Source organism: Saprospira grandis DSM 2844 (assembly GCF_000275825.1).
In the GTDB taxonomy this organism is placed as follows: domain Bacteria; phylum Bacteroidota; class Bacteroidia; order Chitinophagales; family Saprospiraceae; genus Saprospira; species Saprospira grandis_A.
This window is the reverse complement of sequence record NZ_JH719941.1, coordinates 36,402-56,635: the sequence shown is the minus strand read 5'-3', so window position 1 is coordinate 56,635 and position 20,234 is coordinate 36,402. Positions and strand designations below refer to the sequence as shown.

Annotated in this window: 17 protein-coding genes; 9 read left to right on the top strand and 8 right to left on the bottom strand. The window is 44.3% G+C overall.

Going from position 1 to position 20,234, the window contains the following annotated elements; translation table 11 throughout:
- Positions 1-195: 195 nt before the first annotated feature.
- The 3 genes from SAPGRDRAFT_RS00260 to SAPGRDRAFT_RS00250 form a co-directional block, all read right to left on the bottom strand.
- Positions 196-1,566 (bottom strand): replication initiation protein, encoded by a 1,371-nt coding sequence (locus tag SAPGRDRAFT_RS00260; RefSeq protein ID WP_002656209.1) that lies wholly within the window; start codon positions 1,564-1,566, stop codon positions 196-198.
- 834 nt (positions 1,567-2,400) lie between these two features.
- Positions 2,401-2,631: a hypothetical protein gene (locus SAPGRDRAFT_RS00255; RefSeq protein WP_002656208.1), complete on the bottom strand. Its 231-nt coding sequence runs from the start codon at positions 2,629-2,631 to the stop codon at positions 2,401-2,403.
- Positions 2,632-2,932: 301 nt separating this feature from the next.
- The gene (locus SAPGRDRAFT_RS00250) at positions 2,933-3,571 is read right to left on the bottom strand and encodes a ParA family protein (protein WP_002656206.1); all 639 of its coding nucleotides are present in this window, start codon (positions 3,569-3,571) and stop codon (positions 2,933-2,935) included.
- A gap of 471 nt (positions 3,572-4,042) precedes the next feature.
- Between SAPGRDRAFT_RS00250 and SAPGRDRAFT_RS00245 the strand changes: the two genes are divergently transcribed.
- Complete coding sequence (locus tag SAPGRDRAFT_RS00245) at positions 4,043-5,101, top strand: tryptophan 2,3-dioxygenase family protein (RefSeq protein WP_002656204.1); 1,059 nt, start codon at positions 4,043-4,045, stop codon at positions 5,099-5,101.
- A 67-nt stretch (positions 5,102-5,168) separates the two neighbouring features.
- Here the strand turns inward: SAPGRDRAFT_RS00245 and SAPGRDRAFT_RS00240 are convergent, their stop codons facing one another.
- Positions 5,169-6,068, bottom strand: a complete 900-nt coding sequence (locus SAPGRDRAFT_RS00240; RefSeq protein WP_037349556.1) for an OmpA family protein — start codon at positions 6,066-6,068, stop codon at positions 5,169-5,171.
- A 91-nt stretch (positions 6,069-6,159) separates the two neighbouring features.
- Between SAPGRDRAFT_RS00240 and SAPGRDRAFT_RS00235 the strand changes: the two genes are divergently transcribed.
- Entirely contained in the window at positions 6,160-7,116 is a 957-nt protein-coding gene (locus SAPGRDRAFT_RS00235; RefSeq protein ID WP_002656202.1) for a glycosyltransferase, read from the top strand.
- Positions 7,117-7,217: 101 nt separating this feature from the next.
- On the top strand, positions 7,218-7,349 hold the full coding sequence (locus SAPGRDRAFT_RS23730; protein ID WP_002656201.1) for a hypothetical protein: 132 nt from the start codon (positions 7,218-7,220) through the stop codon (positions 7,347-7,349).
- Between the two features lie 186 nt (positions 7,350-7,535).
- Here the strand turns inward: SAPGRDRAFT_RS23730 and SAPGRDRAFT_RS00230 are convergent, their stop codons facing one another.
- Positions 7,536-7,715 carry a hypothetical protein gene (locus SAPGRDRAFT_RS00230; RefSeq protein WP_037349553.1) on the bottom strand — a complete coding sequence of 60 codons (180 nt, stop codon included), beginning with the start codon at positions 7,713-7,715 and terminating at the stop codon, positions 7,536-7,538.
- Here SAPGRDRAFT_RS00230 and SAPGRDRAFT_RS00225 point away from each other — a divergent pair.
- The 3 genes from SAPGRDRAFT_RS00225 (at position 7,705) to SAPGRDRAFT_RS00215 (ending at position 10,691) form a co-directional block, all read left to right on the top strand.
- Positions 7,705-8,697 (top strand): hypothetical protein, encoded by a 993-nt coding sequence (locus SAPGRDRAFT_RS00225; protein ID WP_002656199.1) that lies wholly within the window; start codon positions 7,705-7,707, stop codon positions 8,695-8,697. The two genes, SAPGRDRAFT_RS00230 and SAPGRDRAFT_RS00225, sit on opposite strands and share 11 nt — an antisense overlap.
- Positions 8,698-9,384: 687 nt before the next feature.
- A complete protein-coding gene (locus SAPGRDRAFT_RS23230) occupies positions 9,385-9,807 on the top strand; it encodes a transposase (protein ID WP_037349551.1) in 423 nt (140 codons plus the stop codon).
- A gap of 20 nt (positions 9,808-9,827) precedes the next feature.
- A complete protein-coding gene (locus tag SAPGRDRAFT_RS00215) occupies positions 9,828-10,691 on the top strand; it encodes an IS3 family transposase (protein WP_037349549.1) in 864 nt (287 codons plus the stop codon).
- Positions 10,692-10,800: 109 nt separating this feature from the next.
- On the opposite strand, the gene SAPGRDRAFT_RS00210 is transcribed toward SAPGRDRAFT_RS00215, so the two are convergent.
- Positions 10,801-11,745 carry a dihydroorotate oxidase gene (locus tag SAPGRDRAFT_RS00210; RefSeq protein ID WP_002656195.1) on the bottom strand — a complete coding sequence of 315 codons (945 nt, stop codon included), beginning with the start codon at positions 11,743-11,745 and terminating at the stop codon, positions 10,801-10,803.
- 47 nt (positions 11,746-11,792) lie between these two features.
- Here SAPGRDRAFT_RS00210 and SAPGRDRAFT_RS00205 point away from each other — a divergent pair, with 47 nt between their 5' ends.
- The gene (locus SAPGRDRAFT_RS00205) at positions 11,793-12,296 is read left to right on the top strand and encodes a hypothetical protein (RefSeq protein WP_037349547.1); all 504 of its coding nucleotides are present in this window, start codon (positions 11,793-11,795) and stop codon (positions 12,294-12,296) included.
- A gap of 38 nt (positions 12,297-12,334) precedes the next feature.
- On the opposite strand, the gene guaA is transcribed toward SAPGRDRAFT_RS00205, so the two are convergent.
- On the bottom strand, positions 12,335-13,867 hold the full coding sequence (guaA, locus tag SAPGRDRAFT_RS00200) for a glutamine-hydrolyzing GMP synthase (RefSeq protein ID WP_002656193.1): 1,533 nt from the start codon (positions 13,865-13,867) through the stop codon (positions 12,335-12,337).
- A gap of 10 nt (positions 13,868-13,877) precedes the next feature.
- A complete protein-coding gene (guaB, locus tag SAPGRDRAFT_RS00195; RefSeq protein ID WP_156001773.1) occupies positions 13,878-15,344 on the bottom strand; it encodes an IMP dehydrogenase in 1,467 nt (488 codons plus the stop codon).
- 735 nt (positions 15,345-16,079) lie between these two features.
- Here guaB and SAPGRDRAFT_RS00190 point away from each other — a divergent pair.
- Together SAPGRDRAFT_RS00190 and SAPGRDRAFT_RS00185 are read left to right on the top strand one after the other, a co-directional pair.
- Positions 16,080-17,159: an AIR synthase-related protein gene (locus tag SAPGRDRAFT_RS00190; RefSeq protein ID WP_002656190.1), complete on the top strand. Its 1,080-nt coding sequence runs from the start codon at positions 16,080-16,082 to the stop codon at positions 17,157-17,159.
- Between the two features lie 60 nt (positions 17,160-17,219).
- Positions 17,220-20,231, top strand: coding sequence for a phosphoribosylformylglycinamidine synthase subunit PurL (locus tag SAPGRDRAFT_RS00185; protein ID WP_037349545.1), 3,012 nt, complete (start codon positions 17,220-17,222; stop codon positions 20,229-20,231).
- Positions 20,232-20,234 lie beyond the last annotated feature (3 nt).

Here is a 20,234-nt window from a genome sequence, read left to right as displayed (position 1 = left end):
GCAAATAGCAAACCCCAATGACGAGAAGGGGCCATTTTTTTTTCAAAATTCAGATTCGCCCCCAGTTTTCGCCAAGGCCAAGCAGCCACCCACCCAAAAGGCCCTCAGTTCGCTCCTAAGCGACTTTCGCCAACCGTCTGGACCCAATACACCGCAAAGGGATTTAAATCGCTTAGACGGGCCGCTAGGGGCCTCCTAGGCATTCCTGATCTTCCGAACCAAAGCCCAGAATTCTTTTTCCATCGTTTTGATTTTCAATTCTCGCTTTTGCTCCAGTGCGGGCAATTTGGGCAGCACCAGCCGGAAGAGGTTGTAGACTCGGCCCTGAAACATTCGGCTCTCGGCAAATTCTTGGCGGAAGGCCTGCAGGTTGAGGGGCATCCAGGAGTTCTGGGCTCTAAACTGGCTGATGAAGCGCTCGATGCTTGGGCCATCTTGGAGTTGGCGTTGAATCTCGGCTTGGGCCAGCTGGTAGAAATGCGCTCGGCATTGGCTCACCTGAGCCTGGTGATCCTTCTCCAATTTTTTGAATTCCTCGTGGAAGGAATTTTTGAGCACAGGTGGCTTGCTTGGATCATCTAACTTTTTGACAGCCTTTAAATTTTCTTTTTTCAGTAAACTCACCAAGTAAGCCACTCGATTTTTAACTTTTTCGTTTTGCAGGGTCAGGTCGATGCAGGTTTGAAATTCTTCTTGGGTTTTTTGCTTGAGGTATTTTTCAAAATCCTGTTGCGAGAGTCCCCAGTGTTCCACTTGCTCAAAAAGTTTTTGGGCCTCGGCTGAGAGCTTGCCTTGGCTGGGGGCTGCCTGCAATTTTTTGGATTTTTTGCTTTTTGGGGCTGGGCCGATTTTAATTTCGTTTTTTTCGTTGGTGTCAATAGTGAACAAAATGGCTTGCACCTTTCGGCCCTTTCGCTCCTCCTCAAACTCAAACTTCAGGTCTGTGTACTCGGCCAGGTCTTCTTGGGCCTTGAGGATCACCCGGCGCTTGAAGTCGAAGTAGCGCTTGTACTCCTCGGGCTCGATTTGCAGAATCTGCTTGAGTTGCTGGATGCTAATCCTGCGTTTACTCAAAGGGTGGTACTGCTTGAGAAGTTTGTAGATCCGCTTGGAGTAGTGGCTCTGCATGCGGACCAGGAAGGAGATGTTGTACTGGGTGAAGCGCTCCTTGAGCTGGAGCAGGTAGGGTTTGAGTTTGGGGTGCAGTTCGACGAGGACGTGGCTAAAATCCGATTGGTCCAATTCGCCAAAGGAAGTGAAAAAGCTGGTGGTCAGTTTTCCTTGCCCTTCGTCAAAGCGAAAAGGGATGCTGATGGTTTTGCGCTGTAGGGAGGAGACTGCCTCTCGGACATTTTCGTATACACTTTTAGTAGCCAGTCCATATTCTCGGGCCAAATCCTTGACGTAGATTTTGTAAATTTTGAAGTCATCATCCTCGGCTTGAATCTGTGAGAGGGTGAGCAAAAAAATCCGATCCTCCCAGACCGAAAATCTGTAGCTGGCTTCAATGAGCTCATTAGCTTCTCTAACTGTTGAAGAGACCCGTCTTTCATTTTTTTGTTCCATATTCTTGAGTTATTAAGATAAAATGGGGCTTTGGGGCAGTTATCCACAATTTTGGGCTAAGTTATCCACAAAAAATGGCATTATCAACGCAGCGACAAAAAAAAACTGCAATTTAAATGGCTAAAAACACCCCAAATCCGTCGTTTTTCACCCCAAATTTGTCGTTTTTTACCCCTAATCCGTCGTCGTTAAAAACCAAAAACACCCCAAATCCGTCGTTCGAACACCCCAAATCCGTCGTTGTTAGCCTTTGTAACTCGCTGACAATCAACTAGTTGCGGGGTCGGAAAATATAGAAAAGTATTGTTGTTAAAGAAAACAACAACAAAAGAGTATTACCAAGAGCTTGGCCTTCGTGCATACGCGCACGCGAGCGCGCGCATGTGTGTGCGGGCTTGCCCTTGAGATTTTCGTTTATCTTTTTGTTGTTTTATTTTTTGTTGTTGTTGTTTTTTAAAAATTAAAATTTTTTTTGCCAAGCTACGGCAGTTTCTATCCGTTTAAAACTGTATACGAAAAATGGAGTTTTCCACCGCTAAAAAAAAGCCATTTCTACTGTTTAAAAACGAAAAAAGTGCTAAAGCTTAAATTTAAAAAGCGTTTTTTTCGTATACCTTTAAGTTTTGCTTAGATATTGAAATTTTTATAAATTGTAAATCCTTTAAAATTCGCCATATTTACTTTATTTGAGGCTCTTTTTTTGTATACGCATTTAGTTTTGTCGTTTTTAGGTTAAATGTTAAAAACGACAAAATTTTGAAAAAAACGGCTAAAAAAAGCCGTCGTTTTTAGTAAACGACGGCTTAAAAATGGGCCAAAAAGCGGCTAAATTTTTTAGGGTTTATTTTGATAAAAATCGAACATTTTTTTTAGTAACTCTACCATAGAAATCTCTTCTTCTAGGGCAGCAGATTTTAGCGCTTTTCTGAAGTCTGCATCGACTGAAAAATTGAGTGCGACACGTTCTTTTTTTGGTTTTTTTTCCAAATTATTGCTGCTATTTTCTTCTTTTGGGGGCTGTCCTTTGCTACTTTTTAGCTTTTTTGGAGCGGGTATTTTGGCCATAATTACATATTTATATCTAAAAAAATGGATGTAAAATTATTTACGAAAAGTGATTAACGCTATGGGTTTTTAATGCAAAAACAACAGTTACTAACATTATGGGAGCTAAAAAAAACAGATAAAAGTTTAGGCGACTTGTTAAAAACGTCGAAAATAAATGGGGATGGTAAGCGTTTTATTTTTTAGAGAGAAGTCGTTTTTGAGTTGTTTGGGGATAATATTTTGGTCGTTTTAGGGGGTAAAAAAGGGTCGTTTTAGGAGGATGTTTTGGTCGTTTTTGGGCTTAAATTTAGGCTAAAAATCAGTCTAATTTATTGAGATAATGGATAATATTTTGGACCAAAAAATCGGCTTTTTGATTGAGGCTAGGGTAGGGGGTTTCGGTAAGGGCTTGGCCCAAATCGCTAGCTCTACGGTAGGCTGTTTTTTCTTCTAGCAGGCCATCAATTAGGGTATATCCGGTGATAGAAATATAGTCTTTGGCCTCTTCGATTTCGGCTTTGGAGGTACCAATTCTGGAGAGGACCAGAGCAATTTTTTGGCGTGGAATCTTTCGTTTTTTGAGTTCGTGGGCCAATTTAATGGTGGGTTCTAGGTCGTCTAGAGCGGTGCCAGTGGGGAGTAAAATGAGGTCGGCAGTTTGGGCAATTTCTAGGGTAAGGCGGTTAGAGCTGGGGGCGCCATCAAAGATAATGAGGTCATGATTTTGGCTAAGTTTGAGAGCTCTTTTGACCTCTGCAAACTGTTCTACAGAGATAGAGGGTTGGATATTTTGTTGTAATCGGCGGCTATTCCAGTTGAAGGAAGTGGATTGGGATACGTCCATATCGGCAATTTTGACCTCCCAGTCATTGGCGGCATATTCTCTGGCGAGTAGGCGGCAAAGCGTACTTTTTCCGACGCCTCCTTTTTGGGAAACGACCCCTATTTTGATGGGCATACGATAATATTTTGAGGCAAAAAAATGGCCCAAAAAGGGCTAATTGTCTAGCTTAAAGCTAAGGATTTGGCTTGGTAAATCCAATAAAGAAATAAAGAATTAAAGAAATAAAGAATTCTTTATTTCTTTAATTCTTTATGGCTCAAAGGCCCATAGAATCGGGGTTTTGTTTTTTTGACTAGGCTTGGGCCTTGGCCTAGCGATGTGGAGGGGGGCCGCGAAGCGGCAGACCGAGGCGGCTTGTCCGCCGAAGGGCCGAGCAGGCTTGCGAGCCCCGTAACGTAGCGCCGCAGCTTGTCTGCGGAGGCCCCTAAAAAAACGTATGCTTAAAGGGGAAAAAATTAGAGAAACGTATGCTTAAAAGCCAAAATATTATACTTGACTTAGAATTTTGATTTGGAATTGGAGAGCTGCTAAAAATTGCCTAAAGTTGCAGGAAACGCGGCGGAGAGTCGCACTAAAACAGCTACTATGAAAAACTCTTATACTGGTAAAGAGCAGTATTACAATGACTATTTGGGTTTAGATAAAATTTTGTCTGCCCAGCAATTGGAAAGTGAGGCCCAGGGGGTAGATGCGCATGATGAGATGTTGTTTATCATTGTGCATCAGGCATATGAGCTTTGGTTTAAGCAGGTTCAGCATGAGTTGAGTTCTATCTTAAATATCTTTGATGAGCAGTATATCAATGACAATTCTAAGGGCTTGCAGGTGGCTACACATCGTTTGAATCGGGTGGTAGAAATTTGGAAATTATTGGTAGCTCAGGTGCGGGTTATGGAGACCATGACGCCTATGGATTTCTTAGATTTTAGAGATTTACTGACTCCTGCTTCGGGTTTTCAGAGCTTTCAATTTCGTTTAATTGAGACTCGTTTGGGCTTAAAAATGGATCATCGCCATGCTAAAAAATACTATGAAAAGCAGCTTAGGGTGGAGCATATTGAGGCTATAAAAGCGGCAGAAAACAGTCTTTCTTTGTTTGAATTACTGGATAATTGGTTGGCTCGGATGCCTTTTTGGCAATTGGATTATTGGCAAAACTTTGAGCAAAAGGCGGAAGAAAACTCAGAAATGCATCCATTTTGGGCTCATTATAGAGGCATTTATTTGGCGGGATTGAAGGGATCTGAGCGTTCAGAAATTAGTATGAAAGCCTTTGATGAGCTCTTTTTTGCCCAAGAAAATCGCCCAGTTCGATTGAGTGAAAAGGCTTGTCGCTCGGCATTATTTATCTATTTATACCGAGAATATCCTTTATTGCAGCAGCCATTTCAGCTCTTAAATAAGCTCTTAGAGTTGGATGAATTGATGTCTACTTTCCGTTATCGGCACATGATTATGGTGCGTAGAATGATTGGTATGCGTGCTGGAACTGGGGGGTCTTCTGGGGCAGGATACTTAGAAGGGGCCATGAACAAACACCACATTTTTGGCGATTTGGCGGGTTTGGCCACCTACTTAATTCCAAGAAATTTGCTGCCTGAATTGGATCAAAAACTGGTTAAAGACCTATCATTTAGGCTTTAATTTGGGGAAATAGCAAGGGCCTTTCGACTTGTCGAAAGGCCCTTTTTTTTTGCTTAAAACTGTTGTTTTAGTCTTCAATTTTAAGTTGTGCGGGAATTTCGATGGGGGCCAAAACGGGCAATTCTTCTCCATTTCCATCTAATAATTGAAGTTGGACTCGGCGATTATATCGTCGGCCTTCTGGGCTATCGCTGCCATTGGGATACTCATTGATGGCAATGGGAGCCAATTCGCCTTGGGGGCGAATTCGCATGCGTTCGCCTTCCACCCCTTTCATAAAGAGGCTGAGCATCACTTTTTCGAGTCGTTCTTTAGAGAGGTTGAGGTTTTTGTCTTCCTCGCCAATGGCATCCGAATGGCCATCAAGTACCAAAGTATATTCTGGGTTTTTGATCATCAGATCGCTGATATAATTGATTTTATAGCCTTCTTCTGCGGGAATATCGCTGCTATTAAAGTTAAAAAATATAGCCGAGCTCAGTCCTCTTTCTGGGGCGGCCAAACTGCCCAAACTTCGTTTTTCTTTGGGGGCCGCTAGGGCTGTTTTTTTTGGTTTGGGGGCCAAAAGTTGATTGGGTGGATTGGCGTTTGGGGTATTGGCCCAAGCCTCTTCTTGTTGGTCATTATCATTGTTTCGACCCGTATATTTTGGGGCCCAAAAACCACAAGCATTTTTGCAGGCCTCTTCTCTGGCCTTAAAATCAATGATGCGAGCATAGGGAAATTTACCCGCTTTTACTTCGGCCAGTAGGATTTCGGCCTCGGCTTTTGTTTTGGCCGGAATTTGATAGCGATAAAAATCATTGACATCATAAAGCTCATATACTCCTTTGATTGGCCCAAAATAATTGAGCTCTACTTGTTTTTCAAAGGCGGCCAGTTCTACGGCAAATGCTGTTTTTTGGCCCGAACTTTTTGTACTATATAATAGCAATAGCAAAAAGAGCCAAAAGCTTATTCTTCTCATTCGTAATAATAAATTATAGGTGTTCTGATATCGGGGCCTTTAAGATACAGCGCTTCTATATATATTTGCCCTTATAAACAACCATAAACTTATGTCTTTATTGACTTTTGCCCCAGTTATACTGTTTGTCTACCAACGACCCGATCATCTGGCCCAAACTTTAGCCGCCTTGGCCCAAAATGAAGAGGCCAGCCAAAGCCCAATTTATATCTATTCGGATGGACCCAAACCCAATGCTAGCCCTAAAGATTTGGAAGATATTGCTGCCGTCCGCCAATTGATCCGAGCACAAACTTGGGCAAAAAAACTACAGATTATTGAGCGGAAAGAAAATTGGGGCCTGCGCAAAAATATTGTATCTGGAGTAACCGAAGTGATGGAAAAATACGGACGAGCCATTATCCTAGAAAACGATATTGTCACTAGCCCATATTTTCTGCGCTATATGAATCAGGCCCTAAATCTCTATCAAGATGTGGAGAAAGTAATGCACATTAGCGGCTTTATTTATCCACTCAAACTAGAAGAAGAGGAGCTGGGAAGTAGCTTTTTTTATAATGTCAATAGCTGCTGGGGCTGGGCAAGCTGGCAAAGAGCCTGGAAATATTACCAAGATGATACAACCAATATCTTAAACCAAATCAATAAGAATTATGACCCCTTTGTCTTTAATGGAGGCCAAAAAGAAGACTTCTATAAACAGCTAAATCAAAATCTATCTGGCCAACTCAATACCTGGGCCTGCCATTGGCACGCTAGCATCTTTCTCCAAAATGGCCTCGCCCTACACCCCTACCGCTCTTTGGTCAAAAATATTGGCCTCGATGGCAGTGGCGCCCATTGCGATGCTATCCGCCTAGGCCAAAATATGCTCGAACAGCCCCTAGAGCTAAAAATACTGCCCCTCCAAAATGCCCCAAAACAACATTATGCCGTAGCCGAAAAAATGAAAACTTACTTTAAACGCCTCCGATGGAAAGAACTCAGCCAACTTCTCCGAAAAGGAGCCCTCAAAAGCATTTTTCAAAAAATAAAAGCTATGCAATAAGCCAAATTTTGCCCCCCTCTATAAGCCTTCTTTAGACTTATTTCTTTAATTTGCCCTTCACTTGAATCTATAGATTTCTGACTATTGAAAATACAACCACAATGAGCAATCATCAAAAAGTATGGGGAACCGAAAAGTTTCTCCTCGGACTCGCCCTTTCTGTTATCCTTTTTGTCGTCCTTTGGGCCTATGTCTATAGCATGAATGGCGACTCTCTCCCTATGCCTAACTAATGTTTAGGCCCCTTTCTTGAAATGCCCTAATCCCTTTGCCGGACTAGGGCATTTCTTTTATCTATCCCTTTTTTTGGGGCCTCCGCAGCTTCGCTGCGGCGCTACGTTGCAGGGCTCGCAGGCCTGCTCGGCCCTTCGCCAGCTTCGCTGGCTCGGTCTGGCCCTGCGGGCCACCCTTCCACATCGCTAGGCCGTTTTGGCCCTGCGGGCCAAGGCGGCAAAGCCGCCTGTCCAATCACTTAACGAAATAAAGATTCCGTTAAATAAAGAAATAAAGATTCCGTTAATTAACGAAATAACGGAATCTTTAACACTATTAAGTATACAAATTTTAATTGCTGATAAATAGTACTTTATGAAAATCAAATACCTGCTTTTTACCCTCCTTTTTTTAGGCGCAACTCCGCTTTTTGCCCAGTTTAAGTCCGCCTATAAGGCCCTCAAAAAAGGAAAGGTCGAAGAGGCCATCACGCTTTTTGAAGCCCGTATCCTAGACCCCAAAGTATATATTGGCGTAGAAGCCGAATACCAACTGGCCCGCATTTTTGCCAACCCCAAATACAAAGATTTTTTTAACCTCAAACAAGCTTTTCAATATGCCAAATCGGCCCAAAGACGATATGCTACCCTAGATACTAAAGGCATCCGCAAGTTGCAAAAAAATAAGTTGAGCCATCTAGAAATTGAGGGCCTGCAACTCCAACTTTTGCAAAAAGCCCAAGCCCAAGCCAAAAAAGAAAATAGCTATGCCGCCTATCAAGAACTTATCGAAAATTTTAAGTTTCCCTCTCAATCTCATCGAGAACATATTGAAAATGCCCGAAATGAACGAGCCTGGATTCTAGCCCAAATGACTAACGACTTTAGAACCTATGAACGCTTTTTTAGAAAACATCAAGCTAGCCTAGATTCTGTTTCCCCAAAAGAAGATAGCCTCTTCCAAATGGCCCTGCTCGATAGCTATACCCAACTCTATGGCTGGAGCAGCTACAGCAACTTTGAAGAACGATTTCCTAAAAATAAGGCCATCCAAAATGAACAGGCCGCCGAAGATTTTATCAAAATTGCCAATAGTACCAATATTCGCAATTTTGAAACCTATCGCCTCGGCTACCCAAAAGGCTATTGGTCCGATTTGGCCTACCTCTATATTTATCGCCTCAGTATGCAAAAAGCCGATATCTTTAGCCTAGATGCCTTTGCCCGAACACACAAAAATTATGTGGCCCAAAAAGAAAGCTTCTGGCAAATTTTCTGGCAGGTCTATAAGGCCGCCAAAGGCCCAGAAGCCAAAGAGGAGTTCCTGCAAAATTATCCAACAGCCCAAAATTTTAAATTAAATTGGTAAGAGGATTTTATTAGTCCCTCAACTTTTTCGCTTTAAGTTTTAACATTAAAAAATGTGCTCTAGATCCGCTCTTTTGACCTAGGAAAAACAGGAACAAAATAGAGCGAAAGAAGAACAAAAACAGGGTAAAAGGGGAGGCCTAGTCTTTAGGCACTCCCTTTTCTTTTGTCTTTAGCCTAGCCCATTTGGCCCAATAAAGCATAGCTAGCGGCAACCACCAAAATACAAATAGTTGATTTACAGTAACTTGCGGCAATAAAGAAATCTTTAATTAAAGAATTAACGAAATAAAGATTCCGTTAAATAAAGAATTAAAGATTTAAAGAAATAACGGAATCTTTATTGCCGCCATGGACCAATTTTGCATCTAGAGGCGAGTTCATGAGGGGTTTAGCCCTCATTTCTAAATCATCGCGAAGCGATACCTTTTTGCTGTGGGTTTTAACCCACAGTATCGGCTGAGGGATGGTAGGGGGGGGCCGAAGGCCAGACCGAGTTTTTTTGAGCAAAGCGAAAAAAAGCGATGGGCCGAGCAGACTTGCGAGCCCCCGCACAGCCCGACCCGCCCGCAGGGCGGGGCAGCCCCAAACCCTAAAAAAAAAGACCTTCCAGCCAACAGGCAGAACGTCTTTAAATAGGAGCAGCTGTCTTGTCCTGATATACTGATACAACAAAATCAGAAGATAGATGGAAAATAAAGAAGGTCAGTATGTTAAGCGGACACAAAAAGATTATACCTTAGCTTTTAAGCTCCAAGTTGTGTCGGAAGTAGAAAATGGAGAGATTGGCTTAAAGGCCGCTCAACGCAAGTATGGGATACAAGGAGACAGAACAATTCGGACATGGATCGAGAAACATGGCCAATATGATAAAAGCTATAAATTAAGAAGTATGAAGAAGAGTCCAGAACAAGAATTGATGGCGTTGCGTCAGCAATTGAAGCTTTTAGAGAAGAAAAATCGTCGCTTGGAAAAGGAGCTAAATCAGGCAGATAAGAAGGCCTTGTTTTTTGATATGATGATAGATATAGCGGAAGAAGAATTTGAAATTCCAATCAGAAAAAAGTCTTTACCCGAACAGTTGATAAATTCCAAAAAGAAGAAAAAATAAGCTTAAGTAGCTTATGTCGATTGGTCGGGATAAATCGTCAAAAGTATTATAGATCGAAGGCAAAAGTTAGATCTAATCAGGGTTTGGCAGAAAAAGTAGTTGCCTTAGTTCAAGAAGTACGGAACAAAATGCCTCGCTTAGGCGGCCGCAAATTGTATCATTTACTTCAAGCTGAGTTGAAGGCTCTAGGAGTAGGCCGAGATAAATTTTTTACTATTTTGCGGGCCAATAATCTGCTGGTTCGACCTCGAAAGAACTATCATACAACGACAAATTCCTTCCACCACTACAGAAAACATAAGAACAAAATAGCTGATTTGAAAATTTATCGACCAGAGCAAGTCTGGGTTTCAGATATTACTTACATTGGAACGAGAGAAAATCCGATGTATTTAGCCTTGGTCACAGACGCTTATTCTAAGCAAATAATGGGTTATGATGTCTCTAACAGCTTAAGCAGCATTGGCTCTATTCGAGCCTTGAAACAGGCTGCAAAGCGTCGTCAATATCCTAATGAAGAGCTGATTCATCATTCTGACCGGGGCATTCAATACTGCTCAAATGATTATCAGCAACTGCTCAAAAAACTAGGCATAAGTTGTTCTATGACAGAGTCTTACGATCCTTATGCAAATGCCGTAGCAGAGCGAATAAATGGAATATTAAAGCAAGAGTTTATTGCAGATTTTTTCCATTTAGGGCTAGATGCGATGAAGAAAATAGTGGCTCAAAGTATTGATATTTACAACCAAGCGCGACCACATTGGTCTTGTCAATTTATGCCGCCTGCTGAAATGCACCAACAACAAGAGCTCGAATATAAGAGCTATAAAAAGAAAACAACTCTAGCCCAAGATCATCTTAAGCCAGAGTTGTTAAATTGACAACAAGTTATTTCCGTAAGATTTTTTGACCTTTTTGAAGGAGGTCAAAATCTTCCAGAATAACTTTTTACCCGTATTTAATCAGAATTTTATTGCTTTAAATTCTGTATCAGTTTTTCAGGACGGGACAAGCGGTCTTCAATTTTCCTCGAAAATCTTCTATCGATTGATAGCCCTTGGCTTGCATAATGGCCGTTAGTTCGGCACTAATTTGCGCAAAACAACTTGGACCAGTTTTCATCAGATGCGTGCCAATTTGTACGGCCTTGGCCCCACATAAAATATGCTCAAAGGCATCTTGGCCCGATTTGATGCCGCCCACGGCCACCACCGAAATCTCTGGCCGCAAGAGCAAATAAAACTGTCGGACATTGGCCAAGGCGGTGGCTTTGATATAATCGCCGCCCAAACCGCCAAAGCCATCTTTGGGGCGAATTAAGGTCTCTTCTTTTTCCCAATCAATGAGCAAGCCATTGCCAATGCTGTTGATGCAGCTCACAAAAGACAAGGGAAACTGATTGAGAATTTGGGCCATTTGCTCAAAATGCAGCAGGTCGAAATAGGGCGGTAATTTGACCCCCAAAGGCTTGTTGTTTTGGGCAAAAACAGCCGCTAATACTTTTTCGGTTTGCTCAAAATCGTAGGCCGTTTGGGGTTTGCCTGGCAAATTGGGACAAGACAAATTCAGCTCTATAGCCGCAATGTTTTCCTCCTCTTGCATGGCCGCAATCATCTTGAGGTTATCGGCCAAACTCATGCCCGAAACCGAAACGATATAAGGCTTTTGAAAACTGGCCAATTCCTTGGCCGCCGCCAAATAATAGGCATGGCCCTTATTGGGCAAACCCATAGAGTTGATGCTGCCCCAGGGCGTATCTACATAGCGGGGAGCGGGATTTCCCGCTCTGGGCGCTAGGGTGGCGCTTTTGGATAAAATAGCTCCCGCCGCAGACTGTCCAAGGGCTTGCAACTCTTCTAAGCTGCTGCAGGCTGGACCAGAAGCATTGTATATACAGTTGGCTAATTTAATGTTCGCTATTTTTGTTTGTAGCATTTTTTTTTTAAATTAGATAATTGAATAACTCAAATCAATATTTAATTATGAAAACTTTATTTTTATTTATGGTTGTTTTGCTAGCAAATACTGCTTTTGCACAAATTCAACCTTCTGAATCGAATGATCTAGATGCAGCTAAATACAGAATTGTAACTGAAGAAGAGCGAGAAGCTTTGGCCCAGAAAGGCTTGCATGTTGTCACCACCACAGATGAAGGATTACCAGACGATTGGGTTGAAGTATCTATCGAGGAGCGAGAAGCTTTAGCCAGCAAAGGATTTCAAGTCGTTACTACTACAGATGAAGGACTACCCGATGACTGGGAATTTGCGGATGAAGCCACTATAACTAAATTGGTGGAAGCTGGCTACTGGGATGATAATCAATCTACCAAAACTTGTTCTTGGGCAGATGGACAAGCAGGTTCAATAGAATGTAATGGAGATTGCTCTGTTGTACGCCGCAAAAGTGATCCTAAGCAATATGCCATTGTTTGTAGAGGAAACAATGGTGTTCTCCAATTATGCTGCATTAGAAAGTTGTTCTAGATATAAAATAAAGGGCTGTATACACAGCCCTTTTCTATTTATTCCCACTCAATTGTTGCAGGTGGTTTAGAAGTAATATCATAAACAATGCGATTGACCTGCTCGACCTCATTGACAATGCGGTTAGAGATTTTGGCCAAAAGGGGAAGTGGCAATCTGGACCAATCCGCTGTCATGCCATCTACACTAGAGACCGCTCTTAGGCCCAAAGTATAATGATAGGTTCTTTCATCGCCCATAACACCTACGGTTCGGATGCCTGTGAGTACGGCAAAGTATTGCCAAACCTCTTCCTCTAAATCGGCGGCTTCAATTTCGCTTCGGAAGATATAATCGGCCTCTCTCAAAATGGCCAATTTGGGCTCGGTGATATCTCCAATTACTCGAATGGCCAAACCTGGTCCAGGAAAAGGTTGTCTATTGACCAAATAGCTGGGCAAGCCCAAAGCCGCTCCAACGGTCCGCACCTCATCCTTAAAAAGTAGGCGAAGTGGCTCAATCAACTCTTTAAAATCAACAACATCGGGTAAGCCGCCCACATTATGGTGAGATTTAATCACGGCAGCATGTCCCGCCCCGCTTTCAATCACATCGGGATAAATCGTTCCTTGGACCAAAAAGTCGACTTCGCCGATTTTCTTGGCCTCATCTTCAAACACTCGGATAAAGGTCTCGCCAATGCGCTTGCGCTTTTCTTCTGGGTCGCTAATGCCCGCTAATTGACTCAAAAAGCGTTCTTTGGCATCTACACAGATGAGTTGTAGGTCTAACTCTTTCGTAAAGAGCTGCTCGACTTCTGTTGCCTCATCTTTGCGAAGCAAACCATTGTCTACAAAAATGCAGGTCAGTTGTTTGCCTACTGCTTTATGGACCAACATGGCCGCTACCGAAGAATCTACACCACCCGATAAGGCACAAAGTACTTTCTTATCGCCAATCTTTGCTCGGATTTCGGCCAAACTGGCCTCAATAAAGTTATCCGTTTGCCAATCGCCTTTTAGGCCCACCACTTCATAGAGGAAGTTGTGGAGCATTTGCTGGCCAAAAGCCGTATGCATGACCTCTGGATGATACTGGAAGCCATAAATTTGCTTTTCTTTTTGGGCAAAAGCCGCCACGGAACAATGATCAGTGCTCGCAATGGCTTCAAAGCCCGCAGGCAATTCACTCACTTGATAAGTATGGCTCATCCAGCAATCAGATTGAGCGGGAACCGACTTAAAAATAGCCGTTGGCTGCACTTGCAGCTCTTTTTTGCCATACTCTCTAGCCAAGGCTGGCGCTACTTTGCCTCCCGACAAATGCACCAAGAGCTGCGCTCCATAACAAATGCCTAAAATGGGTAAGCCCAAATCTAAAATAGCGGGGTCCATAGAGGGCGCGCCCTCTGCATAAACAACTGCAGGACCACCAGAAAGCACAATAGCTTTGGCGCCTTTGGCCTTGACCTCTTCGGCGGTAATTTGGCCCGAAACGACTTCGGAATACACCGAGGCCTCTCTTAATCTTCGAGCAATGAGTTGATTGTATTGGGCCCCAAAATCAAGGACCAGAACGACTTCTTTTTGCATAGTTTTATCTTTAAGCGTCTAGGCTATAATTTGGCGCCTCTTTCGTAATTTGAATATCATGTGGATGGCTTTCTTTGAGGCCTGCATTGGTGATGCGGACAAATTGTGCTTTTTCGCTCAATTCGGCCACGGTTGCCGTGCCTGCATAGCCCATCCCTTGGCGAATCCCGCCCACTAATTGGAAAATACTGTCTTCTACATAGCCTTTGTAAGCTACTCGACCTTCTACACCTTCAGGGACCAGTTTTTTGCTGTTTTTTTGCTCATCTTGGAAGTAGCGGTCTTTGCTGCCTTGTTCCATGGCCGCAATAGAACCCATTCCTCGATAGACTTTGAATTTTCGGCCTTTATAGAGCTCCATAGCGCCCGGGCTCTCATCGCAACCCGCAAAAATGCTCCCCATCATGCAAGCGTTAGCGCCCATACCTAAGGCCTTGACCAAATCGCCGGAGTATTTGATTCCCCCATCGGCAATGATGGGAATATTATGGGCCTTGGCCGCCTGCGCACAGTCGTAAATGGCCGTAATTTGAGGAACACCCACCCCTGCTACAATCCGAGTGGTGCAGATAGAACCAGGGCCAATGCCCACTTTAACGGCATCGGCCCCAGCTTGAATCAGGGCCAAGGTTCCCTGAGCAGTCGCTACATTTCCCGCAATGATTTGCAAATCGGGATAAGCTTGTTTTAGCGCCTTGATGGTGGCCAAGACCTTGGCCGAATGTCCATGCGCCGTGTCTACCGTAACCACATCTACATGCGCTTGGACCAAAGCAGCGGCCCTTTCCATGGTATCTGCCGAGGTGCCCAAAGCGGCCCCCACTAACAAACGACCTTGCTCATCTTTGGCGGCTTGAGGGTAGCGTTCGGCCTTTTCTATGTCTTTAATTGTGATGAGCCCACCCAAACGGCCTTGCTCATCCACCAAAGGCAATTTCTCTACCCGATGTTGGCGCAAAATGGCCTTGGAGCTTTCTAAAGTGGTGCCGATAGGAGCCGTAATTAGGCCCTCTTTGGTCATCACTTCGCCAATTTTTTGGTCAAAATTGGTCTCGAAACGCAGATCTCTATTGGTTAATATGCCCAAGAGCTTTTTGTTCTCATCACAAATCGGTACGCCCGAAATTCGATATTTTGACATCAAAGCTTCGGCTTCATGCACAAAATGATCGGGGCCGAGATAAAACGGCTTAGAAATAATGAAATTTTGCGAGCGCTTCACCCGGTCCACCTCCTCGGCTTGCTGAGCAATAGACATATTTTTATGAATGATGCCCAAACCGCCTTGGCGGGCCATAGCAATGGCCATCCTAGACTCCGTAACGGTGTCCATGGCTGCACTAAGCAAAGGTATATTCAATCGGATCTTGGCGGTAAGTTGAGTCGATAAATTGACTTCTTGCGGAAGGACCTCAGAATAGGCGGGGACGAGCAGAATATCGTCAAAGGTGAGGCCCGTTTTGAGCAATTTTTCCATAAAAAATAATTGATTGAGCAGCATAGACTGCCAGTTGTGAAAAAATTGCAAGCAAAAGTAAGCATCTTCTGCTAGAAATAGGGGCCTTTTTGGCCCTAAGCGTTTAACTAATTGTTAATTCAAATTGTACCCTTGGGCAAGTCTAGCTAATTATCCCTAGTTTTGCAGCTCATTAAAGACTGATCTCAAAATTATCTATTGATTATCAGTTGTTTATGTTTTTGGGGCTGCCCCGCCCTGCGGGCGGGTCGGGCTGTTTCAGGGCTCGCAGGTCTGCTCGGCCCTTCGCAAAAAATGCTGCGCATTTTTGCTCGGTCTGGCCCTGCGGGCCACCCTTGTCCATCCCTCAGCCGATACTGTGGGTTAAAACCCACAGCAATATGGTATCGCTTCGCGATGCCTTATAAATTGATCCCTTTGGGCGGATAGAGATGAGGACAATTAGACCAATTGACGGAATAAAGATTCCGTTAAATAAAGAATTAAAGATGTAAAGAAATAACGGAATCTTTAATGCTTGGGGGCCAAAGCAAACTGCTAAACCTTTGTCTAAAAGAGGAGCGGCCTAGCGATGTGGAAGGGTGGCCCGCAGGGCCAGACCGAGCCGCTGAAAGCGGCGAAGGGCCGAGCAGACTTGCGAGCCCTGAAACGTAGCGCCTGCCGCAGGCAGGAGGCCCCAAAAAAAACAAAAAGTTCTTCCAAAGCCAGATTTTTGAATCTTTAAGAAAAAGCAATATGGAAAAGAAAGCGGCTAGCGGAATGGATATCAATTTGGGCAATTCCTGTTCTCAGGATGCCTATGCTTGGGCCAAAAAGACCTTTGTGCAAAGAGCAGGAAAGGCTGGGGCTTTGGCGCCCAATTTAGAAGGCGGATTTTCGAACTTACTACTCTTTGGCCAAGAGCGAATTGGCATTGCTTCGGATGGAATTGGGACCAAAATTGAGTTGGCCGAAAGAAGCAAAAAATATGATACTTTGGGTTTTGATTTGTTGGCTATGGTGGCCGATGACTTGGCCACAGCTGGTTTTGAACCCACTAATTTATCCAACATTATTGATGTAGATCATTTGGACCAGGAGGTCATCAACGAGCTAATGAAAGGCTTGTCGGAGGCCTGTGCATTTACGGGAGTGAGCATCACGGGAGGCGAAATTGCCGAATTGGGCAATCGCATTTCGGGTTATGGCGAGGGGATGCACTTCAACTGGTGTTCTACGGCCATTGGGCATTTGCCCTCGCAATTGGCCCAGCCCATAGATGGCAGCCAAATAGAAGAGGGACAAGTTGTTGTGGCGGTGAAAAGCCAAGGCTTTAGAAGCAATGGCTTTTCGCTAATTAGGCGAATCATGGAAAAAAACTTTGGTCCAGATTGGCAGCATGCGCCCTATGATGAAACTTGCAGTTGGGGCGAAAAACTCTTGACGCCCTCCTTAATTTGTGCTCCGCTCATCAATAAATGGTTAAGCCATGATATTTTGCCCAGCGGTTTGGTCCATATTACGGGTGGCGGCATAGCCGACAACTTCAGGCGCTTGCTTAAGCGAAAAAATAAGGGGGCTCGTCTAGAAAATCTCTTTGCGCCCTTGCCAATGATGAAAAAAGTCATGAGCTTAGGGGAAATTACCTTAGAAGACGCCTACTTATACTGGAACATGGGAAATGCCTTTTTAGCTGTTTTGCCAGCCGAGCAGTTAGATGCTGCTTTAGCCTTGGCCCAAGATACTCCTTATCAGCTAGTTCGAGCGGGAGAAATTACGGCTACTCCTAATATTCAGCTTGTCTTGGAGGAAAAAACATTGAACTACAATTTCTAAGCATAGAAAAGACTGCCCAAATTGGGCAGTCTTTTTTTCTTGGACCAGATACCTAATTTAATGAGCAACTACCCACATATATTCCGTTATCTGCGCCCCGATTTAGCCGATTGGCAGGGCCAGAAGATTGTGCAAGCTGCCAATCGACAGCTAGGCCTCAAAACGGGCGAAATCCGTTTGGTTCAGCTCTTTTCTTTGGCCGAAGAGGCCCAAGAGGAGCAGCTATTGGCCTTTGCCGAGGCTTGTATTCAAGATCCTTTGACGGACCAAATTGAAATCAATCAATTAAACTGGCCCGCAGGTTTTTCCTCGGCTGTCGCCATTGCCCAATTGCCTGGCGTTACAGATGATGAGGGCCGCTCGGCCCAAATGGCCTGGGCCGATTTTTTCAATCTGCCCTTCGAGCCAGAAGAACAGCGCATCTTTAGCCAAACCATCTACCTCATAGAAAAAGAGTTGACGGCCAAAGAGCTCAAGGCCTTGGCCCAGCGCCTTTTGGGCAACCCACTAATTCATCATTTTAGCTATTTCAAGGCCCTAGAAGGTGGTTTTGATCGCCCTTTTTATGTTCCTAAAGTACAGATACAAGCCAATAAAGAGCGTCAACTGATTGATTTGGCCCCTTTGAGCGATGAAGAGCTGCTGCGACTGTCTAAGGAAATGGTCTTGGCCCTCAATTTAGCCGAAATGCAAGCCATTCGAGATTATTATGGCAGTGAGGCGGTCCAAACCTTTAGAGCGACCAAAGGCTTGCCCGCCCAACCAACTGACTGCGAGCTAGAAGTGCTGGCCCAAACTTGGTCCGAGCACTGCAAACACAAGGAATTTAATGCCTTGATTCACTATAAAAACCTAGCAACTGGCGAAGAACAAGAGATTCATTCGCTCTTTAAGACCTTCATCAAAGGGGCTACCGATAATGTGGCCGCTTCTTTGGCCGAAAAAGGAAATGATTGGCTGGTTAAGGTGTTTTCTGATAATGCTGGAGTGGTTAAAGCTACGGATAAACATCTGTTTGTCTGGAAAGTAGAAACGCATAACTCGCCTTCGGCCCTCGATCCTTATGGTGGGGCAATTACAGGCATTTTGGGAAACAATCGCGATCCACTCGGAACAGGAGTGGGAGGTGCTCAACTGCTCTTTAATACAAATGTCCTTTGTTTTGGCCCCCCCAACTACAGCAAAGCCCTACTCAAGGGCCAATTGCACCCCCGCCAAATCATGGAAGGGGTGGTTTCGGGGATCGAAGATGGTGGAAATAAGTCGGGTGTGCCCACGGTCAACGGCTCAATCGTCTTTGATGAACGCTATAGCGGCAAACCTTTGGTCTATTGTGGTACAGGAGGCATTATGCCCTATGATTATTTAGGCAAAAATAGCTGGGAAAAACCAATTGATGCGAATGATCGCATCATTATGGCCGGCGGTAGAGTGGGCAAAGATGGCATTCATGGCGCTACCTTCTCTTCTATCGAGATTGATGAGCATTCCCCTATGTCTGCGGTCCAAATTGGTAGCCCTATCACCCAAAAAATGCTTTACGATTTTATGCGGGTAGCTACCGCTCAAGGACTCATCAAATGTAGCACGGATAATGGCGCAGGGGGACTCTCTTCTTCGGTAGGCGAATTGGCCGAAATTAGCGGCGGGGCTTTGGTCCAATTGGAAAAAGTACCGCTAAAATATGCAGGACTTCGCCCCTGGGAAATATTTGTCTCGGAGTCGCAAGAACGCATGACTTTGGTCGTGGAAACAGAAAAATGGCCCGCTTTAGAAAAACTTGCGCAACAATATGAAGTGGAGCTCTCTGATATTGGCTATTTCACCAATGATGGCTACCTAGATATTCGCTACGAAGAGGAACAAATTGCCTTATTGAGTATGCAGTTTTTGCATGAAGGCGTTCCCCAAAAAGAAATGTGGGCCGAATGGGAAAAACCAAAACTCCAAGAGCCAGCGCTTCCCGAAAGCTTAGATTATAATCAACTACTCTTAGCTCTTATGAGTAGCCTAAATATCTGCTCTAGAGAAAGTATTATCCGCCAATATGACCATGAGGTCAAAGGCAAAACGATTCTCAAACCGCTAATGGGCGCCAAGGGAAAAGCCCCTCAAGATGCGGCTGTTCTTCGCTTTGATTTCTCTGATTATCAAGGGGTGGCCGTTTCTAATGGCATTATTCCCCGCTATGGCGATATTGATGCCTATCAGATGTCAGCCAGCGCCTTTGATGAGGCGCTCCGCCAAATTATTTCGGTGGGCGGTCGCCTACCCAATATGACCGAAAACGATGATGTTTTCTGGTCCATTAACGATAACTTTTGTGTGCCCGATTCGGAGTTTCATCCCGAACATAATCCAGACGGCAAACTCAAACTCGCCAAATTGGTGCAGATGTGCCAAGCGCTTTATGATATGGCCAGCTTTTTCGATATCCCCCTCACTTCAGGCAAGGATAGCATGAAAAACGACTTTAAGGCAGAGGGCCAAAAGATTTCGGTCCCGCCCACTATTCTCTATTCTTTTACCGCCAAAATGAAGGATGTTCGCCAAGCGATTAGCTCTGATTTTAAAGTTGCTGGCGATCTTATTTATCAAGTCGGTACCACTTACAATGAATTGGGCGCCTCTGAGTTTTATCAGCTATTTGGCGAGTTGGGCGCCAATGTTCCTAAGGTCCGAAAAGAAGCCGCCAAAGCTCTTTATCTCAAGGTCATGCAGGCTAATGAAGCTAAATTGATCACCTCTAGCCACGATTTATCCGATGGCGGCCTGGCCGTTGCCTTGGCCGAGTCTTGTTTCGGTGGCGATTTGGGCGCCAATATTCAATTGGATCAATTGGGCGATTTGACGGCCTGGCAACTGCTGTTTTCCGAGTCAAATTCTCGCTTTTTGGTCTCTATCGCTCCCCAAAATCAAGCTGCTTTTGAAGAAATTATGGGCGATGCTGCCTTTTTCTTGGGCCAAGTGAGCGAAGACCAACAGCTGACTATCCAACTCGGCCAAGAGGAGCTGGTCCAACTCTCCAATGAGCAGTTGGAAATGGCCTGGTCGCAAACGCTTTCTCTCTAATTT